A 14,180-nucleotide genomic window follows, 5' to 3' on the forward strand; every position below is an offset into this window, starting at 1 on the left:
TTTTCTCTATACTGGACTTGTAAACTAATTGGAGACGATGTTATGAAGATTAAAGGAATCCCATGGTTGGTAGGGGTATTGGCCATGGTACTGATGATTGTGAGCGGCGAGCAGCACGCTGCTGCAAAGATTCAGGATCAAAACTTAGGGCCGTACATTTATGAGCAACATGAGGTGCTGACGGAAGCCCAGTATCAAAAAATTATGGCGCTCAATCAGAAAATGAAGCGCGCGAAATTCAAACAGTATTTATGCCTCTACATCGCTGACCGGATTCCTTCAAACGAGTCGGTGGATGGGGACAATTTGTCCGGTACGCCAAACGGGGCAAGCTATGGCAGCACGATCCTTGATACCTGGAACGACCGCGCTACCCGAAAGTGGGATGACGGCTTAGAAGATTACGACGTCAATTACATCAAACGTTATCATATGAGTGCGCAACGCAACATGATGGTCGTCGGGTTGAAAGACCATCGTATCGCTGTGACCGGTAGTGATATCACTGACGAATACTTTAGCGATATGAAGTTTGACATGATCACTTGGGGACTGAAGAACCAACTTCAGTCAAACGATGAGGATACGCAGATTGATGCAGTGATGACGGCCTATACGCGGGTCAGCCACAGAATTACGTCGCAAAAGGCCATGAATCATGACAGCCTGTCGTGGGATGAGTTTCGAGGAGACGTGATCACGGGGATCTTTTTTATCATTATTGGTGGTTTTTTGTTGCTCATTATTATTTTTCTTTGGCACAATCGCGGTAAGGGCGGCGGTGGCGGCTCGTACGCGGATGGTGAGTTTGATGAAGGCTATGTGCTGGGGATGATGGAAGGCGAGCAGCAGGATAATGATCGGTATTAGGTCGGGTGTGATTTGGCTGGTCTGATGTTGAATATTTTTGATGAAGGCATTGTTTTCTTTGCAACGATTTTTTGGGGGTATTACTTTTGAAACTGGGTTTGTATAAAGAGCGTTGAACTACTTATTGGGTACTTTGTGGTTGTCGTTCTTTTTGTTTTTTCGGTGGTTTTTGATTGTCTTTCTTGGCATCATGGACTAAACGAGTTTCGGAAAACAGAAAGCTGCATGTAAGCCGACTCTGACAGAAAGGCCAAGTTCGGGCCTTTCTGTCAGAGTCGGCTTACACTCCGCTTCCTACCGTTTTCCTTCACTCTCTGGTGTTTTACTTGATGCTGTGAGTATAAATTGTGCTTCTAGGCCACCGCGACTAAACGAGTTTCGGAAAACTGAGACCGGCCATGAAAGGGGCGTTAGTGGAAAATCCAAGCCCAGGATTCCCCACTAACGCCCCTTTCATTCTGGTCTCAACCGTTTTCCTTCACTCTCTAGGCTTTTTAATTGAACCCCCACCCAACTCTAGTGTATTCTGTGGTCAACGTAGGCATTCGACACTTGAAAGGGAGTAAGACAATGACAAAATACGATTATGATGTGTTGTATCTTGGTAGTGGTCACGCAACGTTTGATGGGGCGATTCCTTTAGCTGCCACCGGTGTTAAGGTGGGGGTAATTGAAAGCGGTTTAATTGGTGGCACCTGTCCGAACCGTGGCTGTAATGCTAAAATCACGCTTGATCAGCCGGTTGTGTTGACCCGTTTAGCTGAGCGCTTAAACGGTGTTGTTAATGGTGACCTGACCGTTGACTGGTCCGCAAACGTGGCCAATAAGCAGGCAGTCATTGATGGATTGCCAAAAATGATTGCTGGTTTAATGACGCAATCTGGCATCACGCTGTTAAATGGCAACGGGGTATTGATCGACAACCACACGATTGAAATTAACGGGCAACAGCGTGTCACTGGCGACAAGATTGTTTTATCGATGGGACAACGACCAAACCACATTGATGTTCCAGGGACTGAGATCGCACATGACAGCACTGATTTTATGAACCTGAAAGAATTGCCAAAGCACTTGGCCATCCTGGGTTCCGGCTACATCAGCATGGAATTTGCGACAATTGCGAACGCTGCCGGCTCCGACGTAACTGTATTAATGCACGGGGACACCGCTTTGCGTCAGTTCTATCAACCATTTGTTAAACAGGTCGTCGACGATTTGAGTACGCGTGGCGTTCAGTTTGTGCCACAGGCGAACGTAAGCGGCCTTGAAGAAAACGGCGACCAGGTTATTGTGACCTATGGCGATGACGAAGCCTTAGCGGTTGATTACGTGTTAGACGCAACCGGCCGGATTCCAAACGTTGAAAATCTCGGCCTGGAGACAGTTGGTGTCGACTATACGGAAAAGGGCATCACTGTCAACGATCACTTGCAAACGAGTGTGGACAACATTTATGCCTCGGGCGACGTGATTGATAAAACGCAACCGAAACTGACGCCAACAGCAATTTTCGAATCCAAGTATTTGTCATCAGTTTTTAAGGGTAAGGAAGTGGGTCCAATTAATTACCCAGTCATTCCCTCAGTTGTCTTTACTTCACCAAGGATCTCAAAAGCGGGCGTCACGGTTGAATATGCAGAACAAAAAGACTGCAAGATCGTTCGAAACCATATTGCGGACGATTGGTACCGTCAAGTGGATAAACAAACCATTGGCGACAGTTTCTTGATGTTTGACGACGACCAAAAATTAGTCGGCGCAACGGAAGTCAGTGAAAAGGCGGATGATGCCATTAACACACTCTTGCCAGCACTAGAATTCCATTTGGATGCAAAACAAATAGGCAGAATCGTGCCGTTGTTCCCAAGTATTGGGGCGTCGGCTTGGGAAAAGTTGTAGAGAGCGCGGAGCAAGGCGGTTAAGGGGCAGAATGTAACGGACTCTGGCAGAAAAGTCCGGGCCTGACTTTTTTGCCAGAGTCCGTTACATGGCCGCCCCTCGCCTTGCGGAGCGCGTTTAGGCAATGTGACAGTAAAGCACGTCGCCTAGATCGTTTGTTGATTAAAACAGAAATCCCCGAATCTGGAATTTTTGCCAGAGTCCGTTACATGGCCGCCCCTCGCCTTGTGGAGCGCGTTAGGCAATGTGACAGTAAAGCACGTCGCCTAGACCGTTTGCGGATTAAAACAGCAAAGTTTGAGGCTGACTTTTCAACCATAGTCCGTTACACGTTAGCTCCTGTGCCATGTGGCGCGCACGTATCAATGTAACAGCAGAATAACTTCACAATTGCGAGTTTAACGATTGAATGAGAAAAACGCGACCTTAATCATTTACGAAAAAATCGAGTAATAAACCAAAAACCAGGACGCCCTCAACCGAGAGCGTCCTGATTTTCTAATGTTTGGTTGTGTGACACGTACTGAATGAGTTTAAGGTACGCATTACCAATAAGTTAAACGATTTCGAGGTGTAGTTGCCGGTCCTTGACCCAGTGGAAGGCGAGGAGAACACGGTAAACGACCAAGGAGATAATGGCTGGAACGGCAACACCCATGGCAAGGTAGGCGAGGAACATGCCCATGTTGCTTGATGCCAAATTAATTGGGGCAATCAGTGAGTTTAAGCCAAGGCCAGCCAATGTATAGGAAACTTTAAAGTGGAAGAACAGCGTTGCAATTGGCGCTGAAACTGCTGCGGCAATGAATGACGGAATTGCGAGTCTCGGGTTTGCCAACAAGTTTGGAAATTGAACCTTTGGTGTGATGACGCCTTGGGCAATGTTAGCACCAAGGTTGTTTTGCCGCCATGAGATCACGGTGAACCCGACGAATTGAGCAGTTGTCCCAATCAAAGCGGCGCCTGATGACAATGGGTCCAGCATAACGGCAACCGCCAACGCGGCCGACGATGCTGGTGTCATCAAGAAAAGTGACCAGGCTAATGAGACGCAGATTGATCCGATCAATGGGTTTACCTTCATGGATTCTGCAATGAAGCACTCAGCCAGTTCAATGCTGGGGTGGTGACACTTGCGAGGGCCAAGCCAGCAATGGAACCGACCAAAGTGGCCGCTAATGGCACCAGCATCATGTCCAGAGGTGTTTTCCCAGTGAGGTATTTCCCAACAAGGACGGCAACAAGTCCAGCAGCAACGGCTGAAATGGGTTGACCAGTTGTAAAGATACCAGATTGTGCAGCTTCAACCATCTTGTTCCCGGTGGCGGTGGCAGCGTGCATGTTGGCACTAGTGAAGTACACAGCGTTTGCACCAACTGTTGATGAAATCATGGCGCTAAACATGACCAGCGTGTTTGTTTTAAGTTGTGAAGCAACTGCGGCACCGAAAGCGGGCGCGAGTAACCATTGCGCAATTGAGCCGACCTGATACAGGGCTGTCCAGTGCACGAAGTTGGCGATCGACTGGGTTAGCAGCCCAATCCCCAACATGACCAGCACGGCGTTTGAGACCCCGGCAGAGACTTTGTAGACGTAATCCATGACTTATAGTTTTTCGGTATCAGCCGTAGCAGCATTGGCATTACTCATATGTAAGACTTCCTTTGATATGTATTGAAAAACTAATAAATGATAAAATGATTAAAATACTAATATAGTGTTCATTTAATCACCGCTTTGAATTGATGTCAATAGAAAATAACGAATGATTAATTAACTAGAACGTAATTAGTTTGCCTTTTATGAACCACTTAATGATAGTTTCCTGAATTAATTCGGAAGAAATAACCAACAAATTTGATGTTTTTGTAATTTTTAATCAAATTTTAATTGCACACCCTTTCAAAATTAGCTACTATGAAATTGCTAAATACTTGTTGGTACGTGATTTTGCCGATTACGCACACAAAATAACGCCGATCTCGTTTGGGATTGACGTTATTTTTGTCTCATCGTCAAAATGATGTTCGGATTCTATTGTAAAAGCCACGTTAGAATTCCGGAATGTTCGACAGACAACCGTGGTTCTGTGGTATGCTTAATGCATCAAAAATAAAGGGGCCAATACCGATGAACCGAATTTACTTAGCAGCACCATTTTTTAGTGATGGTCAAAATGACCGGGTCAATGAAGTGGTTAGTTTGTTACGCGCCAACAAAACGATTGCTGAAGATGGCATTTTTATTCCGTCTGAACATCAACACGATGACTTAGAATTCGGCAGTTTTAAGTGGCAGGTTGCAACATTTAATAGTGATGTTCGCCAAGTACGTAAGGCTGACGCTGTGGTTGCAATCCTTGATTTTCAGTTTGAAGAAACAAAGGAAAACGAACCTGATTCTGGAACGGTGTTTGAAATTGGGACGGCTTTCCAAGCTGGGGTTCCGGTTATTCTTGTTCAGTATGATGAGAGCAAGAAGCTTAACTTAATGTTAGCCCAATCTTACACGGCTTTCTTTAATGGGAAGGCTGATATTCAGGGGCTTAAGGATTATGACTTTGATAGTTTGCCACAGAAGTATGTGGATAAAGAAGTTTTTTAATTGATAAGATTGTGAGACACGTGACTTTTGGTTGTGTGTCTTTTTTTGGCCTTGGATTTGAGTGCATCCTGTTTTCTGATTTAATAAATGCAATAAACAAGTACTGGACGGGTTATTTTGATTGGGATGTTTGGTTCCTTTAATGCGGGATGTTGGTTTTGCGCTCCCTTGTTATCTAGTCTAAACGTGTTCGGCAAAGCAGAGGGCTCCTGCATAGGCCAACTCTGGCACAAATTTGTCTTGAATCTTGGGTTCTTGGTTCAGAGTGGTGCAAGTTATGCGCTCCCTTGTTACCTGGCCTAAACGTGTTCGGCAAAGCAAGGGGCGGCCATGTAACGGACTCTGGCAAAAAAGTCAGGCCCGGACTTTTCTGCCAGAGTCCGTTACATTCTGCCCCTTAATCGCTTTGCCTCACACTCTCTATTTCATTCACATTAAATTTTTAACGATTTGGTTAATTTGCGGTTCACCCTCTGGGTTCGGTACAATGAGTATGCATCATGTTTTGTGTTGGAATACTGATTGATTAGAATTTATTTGAGGAAGGGTGTCAAAGATATGAAGAAGCCAGGTAAGTACATACTTGGCTTGATGCTTTTGGGGACTGTTGGCGGCTTTTCGCTTGCTAACGTTGGCACAAATCACCAAGCCAATCAAGGTGCGATCGTTGCGCATGCTGCTACTACCGTTAATGCTGTGAATCAGGGGATGAAGGCTGACGATAAGACAGACAATGCGCCAATTTTACAACGGATCATCAATGCTTATTCAGCAGATGATAACGTTACGATTCATGTTCCGAAGGGGACGTATCTCTTTACTAACGATGAACTAAAGGCCATCGTGTTGCATTCAAACATCACGTTTGATTTCGATGACGGTGCCGTGTTTAAGATTGCGAGCGGCGACCGGATTCCGTTCGTTTACCCGAGTCCCGATGCCGGTTACGGTGGTGGGATCTCAAACGTCACCTGGAAGAATGCCACTTTCCAAGGGGACTATAACGCAACGGATGGTCAGGCCGTTTTCGTTCAGAGTATGAACCATGCGTCAAACGTGACCTTCGACGGGTGTACATTTGACAACTGTGAATCTCCTACTGGCCACTACATCGATATTGATGGCAGCCACAATATCAACATTACGAACTCAACGTTTACTGGGTTTAACGCCTCAACTGATTATGACTATAAGGAAGCTATTCAGGTCGACTATTCTGATACCAAGGCAATGTCGTATCACCAAAGCGGTGACCAATACGACGACCTTGCTTCCTACGATGTGAATGTCACGAACAACAAGTTTATCCCGTTGTCAAAGGCTTCTGGTGCTGTGAAATCATTCGCGCCAAACCCAATCGGTGAACACGTTGTTTACAAGAAGGGTGTCCATGGCCTGATTCACGATATTCATTTCACAGGGAATTTCGTGCAGGATGCCAAACCATTACTGGATGATTCCGGCGACGGTGCCAACATTCACTTTATCATGGTCAACAATTTGTATATCAGCGGCAACACGTTTGAAAATGTCAACGCGCTGGGTTCTGGGAACTATATCCGGATCACCAACAGCGTGCCGGGTCTCGCAATTTCAAACATTCAAATTACCAACAACCAATTTGTGAACCTTGATCCTGATAACCGTTACATCTACTTTGATAACTCAAAGGGTGGCGGTATCAGCAAGATCAAGGTCACAGGTAACAAGATCACCTCGTCGAAATCAGACATTCCGTTTGTCCTTTCAAACGGCCTGAGTTCGGGTGATTTGACCATGAGCAACAACACCAACAACACGTCAACCAAGGTCAGCACGACTGATGTGAAGAACACCACCAAGCTGAAAACGAAGTTGACGGGGACTTACAAGGGCGGTTCTGCTACGAATAAGTCTGAAAAATACTATTCAGGTGCTAACAACCAGTATGCTAAGTTGGTAACGAGTGCTTCCAAGAAGTACGGTCTTTATAACCACGTGAAGGGCCACAAAGGTTGGTATCTCTACAACAAAAAGGATGGCTGGGACAACGCTAAGAAGTCCGGCATCGTTTACGTTGACGAACGGGCAGACGCAACCTCTGGTAAGTGGTACCGGATTCGGTTCAGTTCAAGCACTAGTGCTCGGAAGTACTGGGTTCGTGCTGGCGCCTTGAAGTTTGATAAGATCACATACGAAATTTACAACAAGACGTTAACGACCTTGAAGAAGTACCCAATCTACACGTTGGTCTTCAATGATCCGCAATTAGCAAAGAGTAAGGGCACGACCGCTGACTTGTCTTCACGGACAGTAAAGGTTACAAAGCGGGCACGTCGGGTTTCTGTGCTGAATGGTAAGACTTCGACTTACTACCTTGTTAATGGGAAGTATTGGACTCGCGCATTGGCTTTTTATTAGAGAGCGTGGAGCAAGGCGGTTAAGGGGCAGAATGTAAGGGACTTTGGCAGAAAATCCCGTTTCTGGATTTTTTGCCAAAGTCCCTTACATGGCCGCCCCTTGCCTTGCGGAACGCGTTTCGGCAATATGACAGTAGCGCACGTCGCCAAGACCAGCCTGCTGCCAAGACCATAAATCCCTGAACCTGGGATTTTCGCCAGAGTCGGCTTATGCAGTAGCCTCTGCCTTGCGGAACGCGTTTCGGCAATATGACAATAGCACATGCTGCCTAAACCGAAAATCAAACTAAGTTATCAAAAAAGTAACCCACATAAAAAGACTGGACAACCCGTCCAGCCATAGTTCCAAATATCCCGAGCTGCCCAACCGCAGTTCGGCTACATACTCGCTTCTTCGAGCAATTGATACCGGCACGATCACGCACCGTGCACCAGAAAGGATGTTACAGACAAACGGATGAAGCATAGTGAACAGCAACTTTCAAAAGAGGCACCATGGACAGACTTGGTGATTGCCGTCGGGGTCATTGCCATGGTGTTGGGGCACGCGTTATTTCCTTCAATTAAAACGAGTCATCCCGCAAGCACGCTCTACATTGTGATCTACTGGTGGCACATGCCGCTCTTCTTTATTATGGGTGGACTGACCCTTAAACCGCTGACTCGAAACTGGCGGGCGATGTGGCAGTTTGTACGTGAACGGATTATACCAATGGCGGTCACGTATTTGATTGCTGGGACGTTATTGATCTTCGCAAGTCATTTCATTCACGGCGACTCGTGGTCCTACACCGCGCATTATTTTGTGCGGATGCTTTACGGTGGTTCGGCACTTAACGGGGACCTGACCATGATGTGGTTCTTCACCGTCATGGCCTTGACGCTGGTGGTCGTTGAACTGCTGATCACATGGCTGGATACCTTCACCCAGTTCTTTATTGCGGTGACGATGTTTGCGATTGGTATCAGCTATGGCAGTGTCAGCTTCTTCCATCAGGTCCCGACCGGCCCGTGGGCGGCTGATTTGGTTTTGATGACTACGTTATGGATGCTTTGTGGCTACCATGCTATCGGTATTACGGTCAAATGAAGAACAAGGCCTTCTTTGCGACGATCATTTCAATCATTTTTGTTATTCTGGCCATCTGCCGGTTTGAGTGGGGATTGAACTTTGTCCTGTATCTGAAGACACATGAAATTAAAACGCCGTATATGGCTTTTTCGTGCCATTGATCGTCACTGCGGCGTTATGTATTATCGCTGAAGCCCTATACAAAAAAGGGTGGTTCAACTGGCTCCGGCCATTCGCCTGGTATGCCGTACCGATTTTGTACATGCATCAGGCTGTGATTGATGTTTTAGCAAAAGTACCAGCACTCGATCACACGATTATTTTATGGCTGTTAGGATTGATCATTTCCCTTCTTATCGCAGCTGGTTGGCATCAGTTAGTTAAACGCGTTTTACCAAAAAAATCAGTATAGAAAAACAACCGCCCCGGAGCTCGGGGCGGTTGTTTTTCTATGTGCTTTCACTTGAATGTGAACGAATAATTGCTAGTGATATGTAACCGATTTCTTTCATGCAAGGACAGTTTAACATGGATAAGGCCGGGTTACAATGGTTTTGCTCAAGTGTTAACAAAACAACAAATGATAAAATAAGTGCTGATTTGGTACAAAAAAACAACCGTTAGCGTCTATAGCGGCGGGTAACGATTGCGTCAAATGAGCATTTAGTTTTAATGAAATAATTATTTACCTGTTTCGATAAATTCCCCTTGGTGAACCTTGCCATCGTTCAACACGGCAGCAATCTTTTGAGCAACCTGATCGGGTGTCTGGAACCCGTCCGCATGCGCATTGCCGTTCAAGTCAGTCGTGGTTGGACCCGGATGAATGCTGAAAATTTCTAACGGACGTTTGTCAGCGTCGAACGCAGCAGCTAACGAAGTGTCATGGTGTTCAAGGCCGCCTTACTTGTTTTATAAGCTAGTGGGTTCCAGAAGGGGTTCGCGGCCGTTGGAATCGTGATGTTGATGATTCGGCCGCGGTTGGTTTCCAGGACCGGCAGCAAGGCTTGAATCAGCGTAAAGTTGCCAAAGAAGTTGACCTGCATCGTTGACTGCAGGTCGCTGATCTGTGTATCAGGTGCCTTGACCTGCATGTTTCCCGGAATACCGGCGTTGTTGATGAGCATGCCGAGGTCGGGGTAGATTGATTTTACCGTTTCAGCAGCTGTAAATAACGTGTTGTTATTACTGAGATCAACGTTGAGATAAGCCGCTGAAATGCCCTGAGCGGTTAATTTTGCGACGGCTTCCTGGCCGCGGTCAGCGTTGCGTGCGCCAACAAGAATGCTGTTGCCTTGGTTGCCAAGTGTTTGTGCGAGCGCGAAGCCGATACCTTTGTTGGCACCTGTAATTAAGATTCTGGTCATAGAAAATCGATCTTTTCAAGTAACTGTTTTTAAAGTGTGACCTTAGTCTAAACCCTAGAGTGCTCTCTAGGGCAACTAAAATGACGACTTTTCGAAACCTTCGTGAAGGAAGTGTGAATTTGCGCATGATAGTCTTGGTATTTAGTATAATAAAAGAAAACGGAGGTACGCGCGATGAAGCCTATATTTCTGATTAATGCTGGAAGTTCCTCAATGAAGTGGCAGTTGATTGAAATGCCGTCGGAGCACGTGGTTGCAAATGGTCAGGTTGAGCGGTTGAATTTACCAGGGTCGATCGTTAAGGTCAACGTTCGTGGTAAAAAGACAACCGAAACGGTGGAGAAGCTGGACGAGGTAACGGCAATTGACCGCATTCTTGAACGGCTCACGCGGCTGCACATCGTCGAATCGTTAAACGATATCCAGGCAGTCGGCCACCGTGTGGTTGCAGGCGGGACAGTGTTTCACGCGTCCGTTGAACTAACGCCAGATCGTATCGAGCAGCTTCGAGAGCTGAGTGAGTTAGCCCCGTTGCACAACCCGCTTGAAGTGAAGTGTATCGATCTCTTAGCGGAAAAGTTGCCGCAGGTCACACAGTACGCGGTGTTTGATAGCACCTACTTTGCGGACTTGCCGGAAAAGACAGCCATCTATGGGATTCCGTACGACTGGACAAAAGACTTTCAGATCCGACGGTATGACGAGCACGGTATCTCACATCGCTATCTAGCGCAACAGGCAGCCGAGATGCTGCAAAAACCTTTAGCTGAGACAAACGTCATCACCATGCATTTGGGCAGTGGCGCCTCCATTACCGCTGTTCAAAATGGAAAACCATTTGATACATCAATGGGACTGACGCCGGTGACTGGAATGTTGATGGGTACTCGAAGCGGCGATGTGGATCCGAGTTTGATTCCTTATTTGATGAAACGGTTGGGCTTCAGAACGCCGGAAGAAGTGCTGTTGAAACTCAATCAGGCTTCTGGATTGCTGGGTGTTTCTGGCGTGTCCTCAGACATGCGGGATCTTCACGCAGCTGCTGGCGATAACGAACGGGCAAGGCTAGCACTAGACATGTTCGTTAATCAAGCGGTAAAACTCGTTGGTGCTTACTACACTGAAATCGGTGGCGCGGATGCGTTGGTATTCGCCGGTGGCATCGGTGAGAAGGATGAGGTCATTCGAGCTGCAATCATCGAGCGGTTAGGCGTGCTGAGTATCAAAATGGATGCGACTCTGAATCAAGCAGGGCGACCGGTGACCTTGGCACAACGGATAGTGCAGCGCGGGTATTGCTGATCCCAACGGATGAGGAGTTGGCAATGGCGCGGGAGGTTCAGGCGTTGATTGATTAGCAGACTTAAAAAGACGAGCGCAAGGGGAGTCTTGAAGCGATTCTGGTTGCGGGTCGTCTTTTTTGAGGCTATTTTTTTGAGGTGTTCGTGGTGGGGTGATTGGGAGACCGCTCTGATAAAAGCCTAGTTTGAGCATGTTGAAGTGGTTCTCTGTCCTCGAGTTGAAACGCGTTTCGGAAAACAGAAAGCTGCATGTAAGCCGACTCTAACATAAAGGCCCGAACTTGGCCTTTATGTTAGAGTCGGCTTACACTCCACTTCCTACCGTTTTCCTATACGCTCTAAATCTTTTGATCCTCTTTCACAACATCAACCTGAAAAACTCGCGTAGCCCAAGGAAATTGGGCTTTTTTTGCATCAAAATGCGGGCCGTTATCCAAGAACGTCCCCTTACCAGTGATGTGGAAACCAGCACCTGGCCCAACTGTACCTTCAACTTCTTTGCTGCCGACCGTGAGCAACAGACTGTTGTCTTCCTTCATTGCTTCTTGAATGCTGTGCATCCCAGCAGCTGGCAAGTAGATGGTGTCACCCTCGATGGTTAAGTATGAATTCCAAGTGTTCGTCACAGCCAGTGGGCCACCCGTTGTAATGATGGTGACAACCCCTTCGTGAGATAGTACATCGCGTAATTTTTCTGATAACATGAGAAAACCTCCTCCATGAATGTGCTTACATTTTAGCACAAATAATCGATTTGTTGAACACATGTTTGTGCAGAAAGGTAATATTGGGATATTCTTAAATTATAAGTGATGCGATAAAATAAGCAGTCAGGACGACAAACGCCTACCTTTCGAATAAAGACGAAAGGTGGGCGCTTTTGTTATTTTGTTGAGAGCCAATCCTTAGCGGCAGCTAATTCTGCCTGAGACGGATGATGTGACTGGTGGTTTTTGAAAACTGTCACATCTGCGCCTGCGGTTTTTAGTTCGGTTATCAGCTCATCGAAATTGGTTTCGGTGACGATGGGGTCTAGATCGCCAAAGGTCGCAAACAGGTTGACGCCTGTTAGGTCTGGCAAGGTTGACTGCGGTTCGATCAGCATTGGATGTAGTAACACAGCCGTTTTAAATGGAGGCTGCTTATGCAACAGCGAGTACGCCGCAATGTTTGCGCCGTTTGAAAATCCAAGAACGATCAGTTGTTGCGCGTCCAACTGGTGTTCAGCGGTAAGGGTACTGACGCTATCCCATAACCAATCCGATTCGCTGCTGATATTATCAAGGTCAAAACTGCCGTCAGCGTGCCGGATGAAGTAACGATTGGCGCCAGCACCTTCTGTGATGCGGCCACGAATCCCAAGCGTTGGGTGCTGTGGCAACAGAAAGTTTGCCAGCGAAAACAAGTCTTGCTCATCACCACCGGTCCCGTGCAGCATCAAGACCGGCGCTAAGTCAGATTGTCCCGGAAAATAGGCAACGTGTTGGTCAGCATCATTCATCTTGCACCTCCGTATTAAACGGCACGAGGTCGGCTTCAATGCTGGCGCGTTGAGCCTCTAGGAACGGCGGCAACTCTAAGTGGCGACCAGCTTCCTCATACGTTTCATCCACTAAGAAACCAGGCCCGTCAGTCGCAATTTCAAAAAGGACGCCAGGTGCTGCCCGGAAATATTCTGACTGGAAGTAGTAGCGTTCAACGAAGCCGGAGTCGTGCAGCCCAGCTTTTTGCAGGCGATTGATCCAGTATTCTAGTGTTTCATGATCACTCGTTCGAAATGCCAGGTGATGCACGCTGCCGTAACCTTGTAAGGCGTTGGCGGACATCAGGTCGAAGTTAACGATAACCTGAGCACCGTGCCCACCATGATGCAGTTCGTAGAGGGTTTGGCTTCCTTCAACGGCGACTACACTAAAGCCCATGACCGTAGTTAAAATCGGGTTAAGCTGTTCTGGATGTGACAGGGTGATCACCATTGGGCCAAGGCCAGAAATCGCCATTTCGGCAGGAACTGGGCTGTGCCGATAAGGTGTTCCACCAGCCACACCAGCGTTATTTTCATCGGAAATGAGTTGGTAACGCTGGTTGTCAAAATCGTAGAAGAAGAGGGTTTTAGCATCAAATTGGGTGATGACATCACCATGTTTGATGTCATTGTCGTCGAACCGATGACGCCAATAGTCAATGGCGGCATCGTTCGGCACCCGAAACCCAATGCGCGAAATGCTGTTGTTTCCGGATGTTCCGTGCCCGAGACCTGGGAAATCAAAGAAGGTGATGTCGGTGCCGGCAGTCCCCATATCATCCGTGAAATATAGGTGGTAGGATGCGACGTCGTCTTGGTTGACGGTTTTCTTAATGAGATGCAGCCCAAGAATCTCAGTCATAAACTGAAACATTTTTGGAGAACTGGACGTGATTGCAGTGACGTGATTAAGCCCGATTAAGTCTGTTTTGGTCATGGTGGCCACCTCCGTGAGTGCGTTAATTTTTAATTGTAGTATGGCACACTTATTTAAAGTAAGCAATTATAAGAGCGTGCAGAGCGTGGAAGAAAACGGGTTGAGGGCGGAGCCTAAGTACCTTTGGGCTTAAATGCCTGAACTTGGCATTTGTGTCCGAAGTTGCTTAGGCAGTAGCCCTCAGTTTTCTGGAACGCGTTTCC

At 47.0% G+C, this 14,180-nt stretch carries 10 protein-coding genes and 2 pseudogenes; 7 read left to right on the forward strand and 5 right to left on the reverse strand.

Features of this window, described 5'->3' with window-relative positions:
• Nucleotides 1–42 precede the first annotated feature (42 nt).
• On the forward strand, nt 43–870 hold the full coding sequence (locus tag JCM11969_RS11150) for a hypothetical protein (protein ID WP_054711289.1): 828 nt from the start codon (nt 43–45) through the stop codon (nt 868–870).
• A 570-nt stretch (nt 871–1,440) separates the two neighbouring features.
• The gene (locus JCM11969_RS11155) at nt 1,441–2,772 is read left to right on the forward strand and encodes a dihydrolipoyl dehydrogenase family protein (protein ID WP_054711290.1); all 1,332 of its coding nucleotides are present in this window, start codon (nt 1,441–1,443) and stop codon (nt 2,770–2,772) included.
• A gap of 556 nt (nt 2,773–3,328) precedes the next feature.
• Here JCM11969_RS11155 and JCM11969_RS11160 read toward each other — a convergent pair.
• Nucleotides 3,329–4,374, reverse strand: a pseudogene (locus JCM11969_RS11160) (PTS sugar transporter subunit IIC).
• Nucleotides 4,375–4,902: 528 nt separating this feature from the next.
• Between JCM11969_RS11160 and JCM11969_RS11165 the strand changes: the two are divergent.
• The 4 genes from JCM11969_RS11165 (at nt 4,903) to JCM11969_RS11180 (ending at nt 9,259) form a co-directional block, all read left to right on the forward strand.
• On the forward strand, nt 4,903–5,376 hold the full coding sequence (locus JCM11969_RS11165) for a nucleoside 2-deoxyribosyltransferase (protein ID WP_054711291.1): 474 nt from the start codon (nt 4,903–4,905) through the stop codon (nt 5,374–5,376).
• 558 nt (nt 5,377–5,934) lie between these two features.
• Nucleotides 5,935–7,776, forward strand: coding sequence for a glycoside hydrolase family protein (locus tag JCM11969_RS11170; protein WP_054711293.1), 1,842 nt, complete (start codon nt 5,935–5,937; stop codon nt 7,774–7,776).
• Nucleotides 7,777–8,232: 456 nt separating this feature from the next.
• Nucleotides 8,233–8,865 carry an acyltransferase family protein gene (locus JCM11969_RS11175; protein ID WP_054711297.1) on the forward strand — a complete coding sequence of 211 codons (633 nt, stop codon included), beginning with the start codon at nt 8,233–8,235 and terminating at the stop codon, nt 8,863–8,865.
• Nucleotides 8,866–8,998: 133 nt separating this feature from the next.
• On the forward strand, nt 8,999–9,259 hold the full coding sequence (locus JCM11969_RS11180) for a hypothetical protein (protein WP_054711298.1): 261 nt from the start codon (nt 8,999–9,001) through the stop codon (nt 9,257–9,259).
• 460 nt (nt 9,260–9,719) lie between these two features.
• On the opposite strand, the gene JCM11969_RS11185 is transcribed toward JCM11969_RS11180, so the two are convergent.
• On the reverse strand, nt 9,720–10,214 hold the full coding sequence (locus JCM11969_RS11185; RefSeq protein ID WP_225353258.1) for an SDR family NAD(P)-dependent oxidoreductase: 495 nt from the start codon (nt 10,212–10,214) through the stop codon (nt 9,720–9,722).
• A 174-nt stretch (nt 10,215–10,388) separates the two neighbouring features.
• Between JCM11969_RS11185 and JCM11969_RS11190 the strand changes: the two are divergent.
• Nucleotides 10,389–11,572: pseudogene (locus JCM11969_RS11190) on the forward strand (acetate/propionate family kinase).
• 281 nt (nt 11,573–11,853) lie between these two features.
• Here the strand turns inward: JCM11969_RS11190 and JCM11969_RS11195 are convergent.
• The 3 genes from JCM11969_RS11195 to JCM11969_RS11205 all read right to left on the reverse strand — a co-directional run bounded on the left by JCM11969_RS11195 (nt 11,854) and on the right by JCM11969_RS11205 (nt 13,977).
• A complete protein-coding gene (locus JCM11969_RS11195) occupies nt 11,854–12,219 on the reverse strand; it encodes a hypothetical protein (protein ID WP_054711300.1) in 366 nt (121 codons plus the stop codon).
• 179 nt (nt 12,220–12,398) lie between these two features.
• On the reverse strand, nt 12,399–13,016 hold the full coding sequence (locus tag JCM11969_RS11200; RefSeq protein ID WP_054711302.1) for an alpha/beta hydrolase: 618 nt from the start codon (nt 13,014–13,016) through the stop codon (nt 12,399–12,401).
• On the reverse strand, nt 13,009–13,977 hold the full coding sequence (locus JCM11969_RS11205) for a ring-cleaving dioxygenase (RefSeq protein WP_054711304.1): 969 nt from the start codon (nt 13,975–13,977) through the stop codon (nt 13,009–13,011). The genes JCM11969_RS11200 and JCM11969_RS11205 overlap by 8 nt, the downstream gene beginning before the upstream one ends.
• Between the last annotated feature and the right edge of the window lie 203 nt (nt 13,978–14,180).

This window comes from Secundilactobacillus paracollinoides DSM 15502 = JCM 11969 (genome assembly GCF_001311135.1).
Lineage (GTDB): Bacteria > Bacillota > Bacilli > Lactobacillales > Lactobacillaceae > Secundilactobacillus > Secundilactobacillus paracollinoides.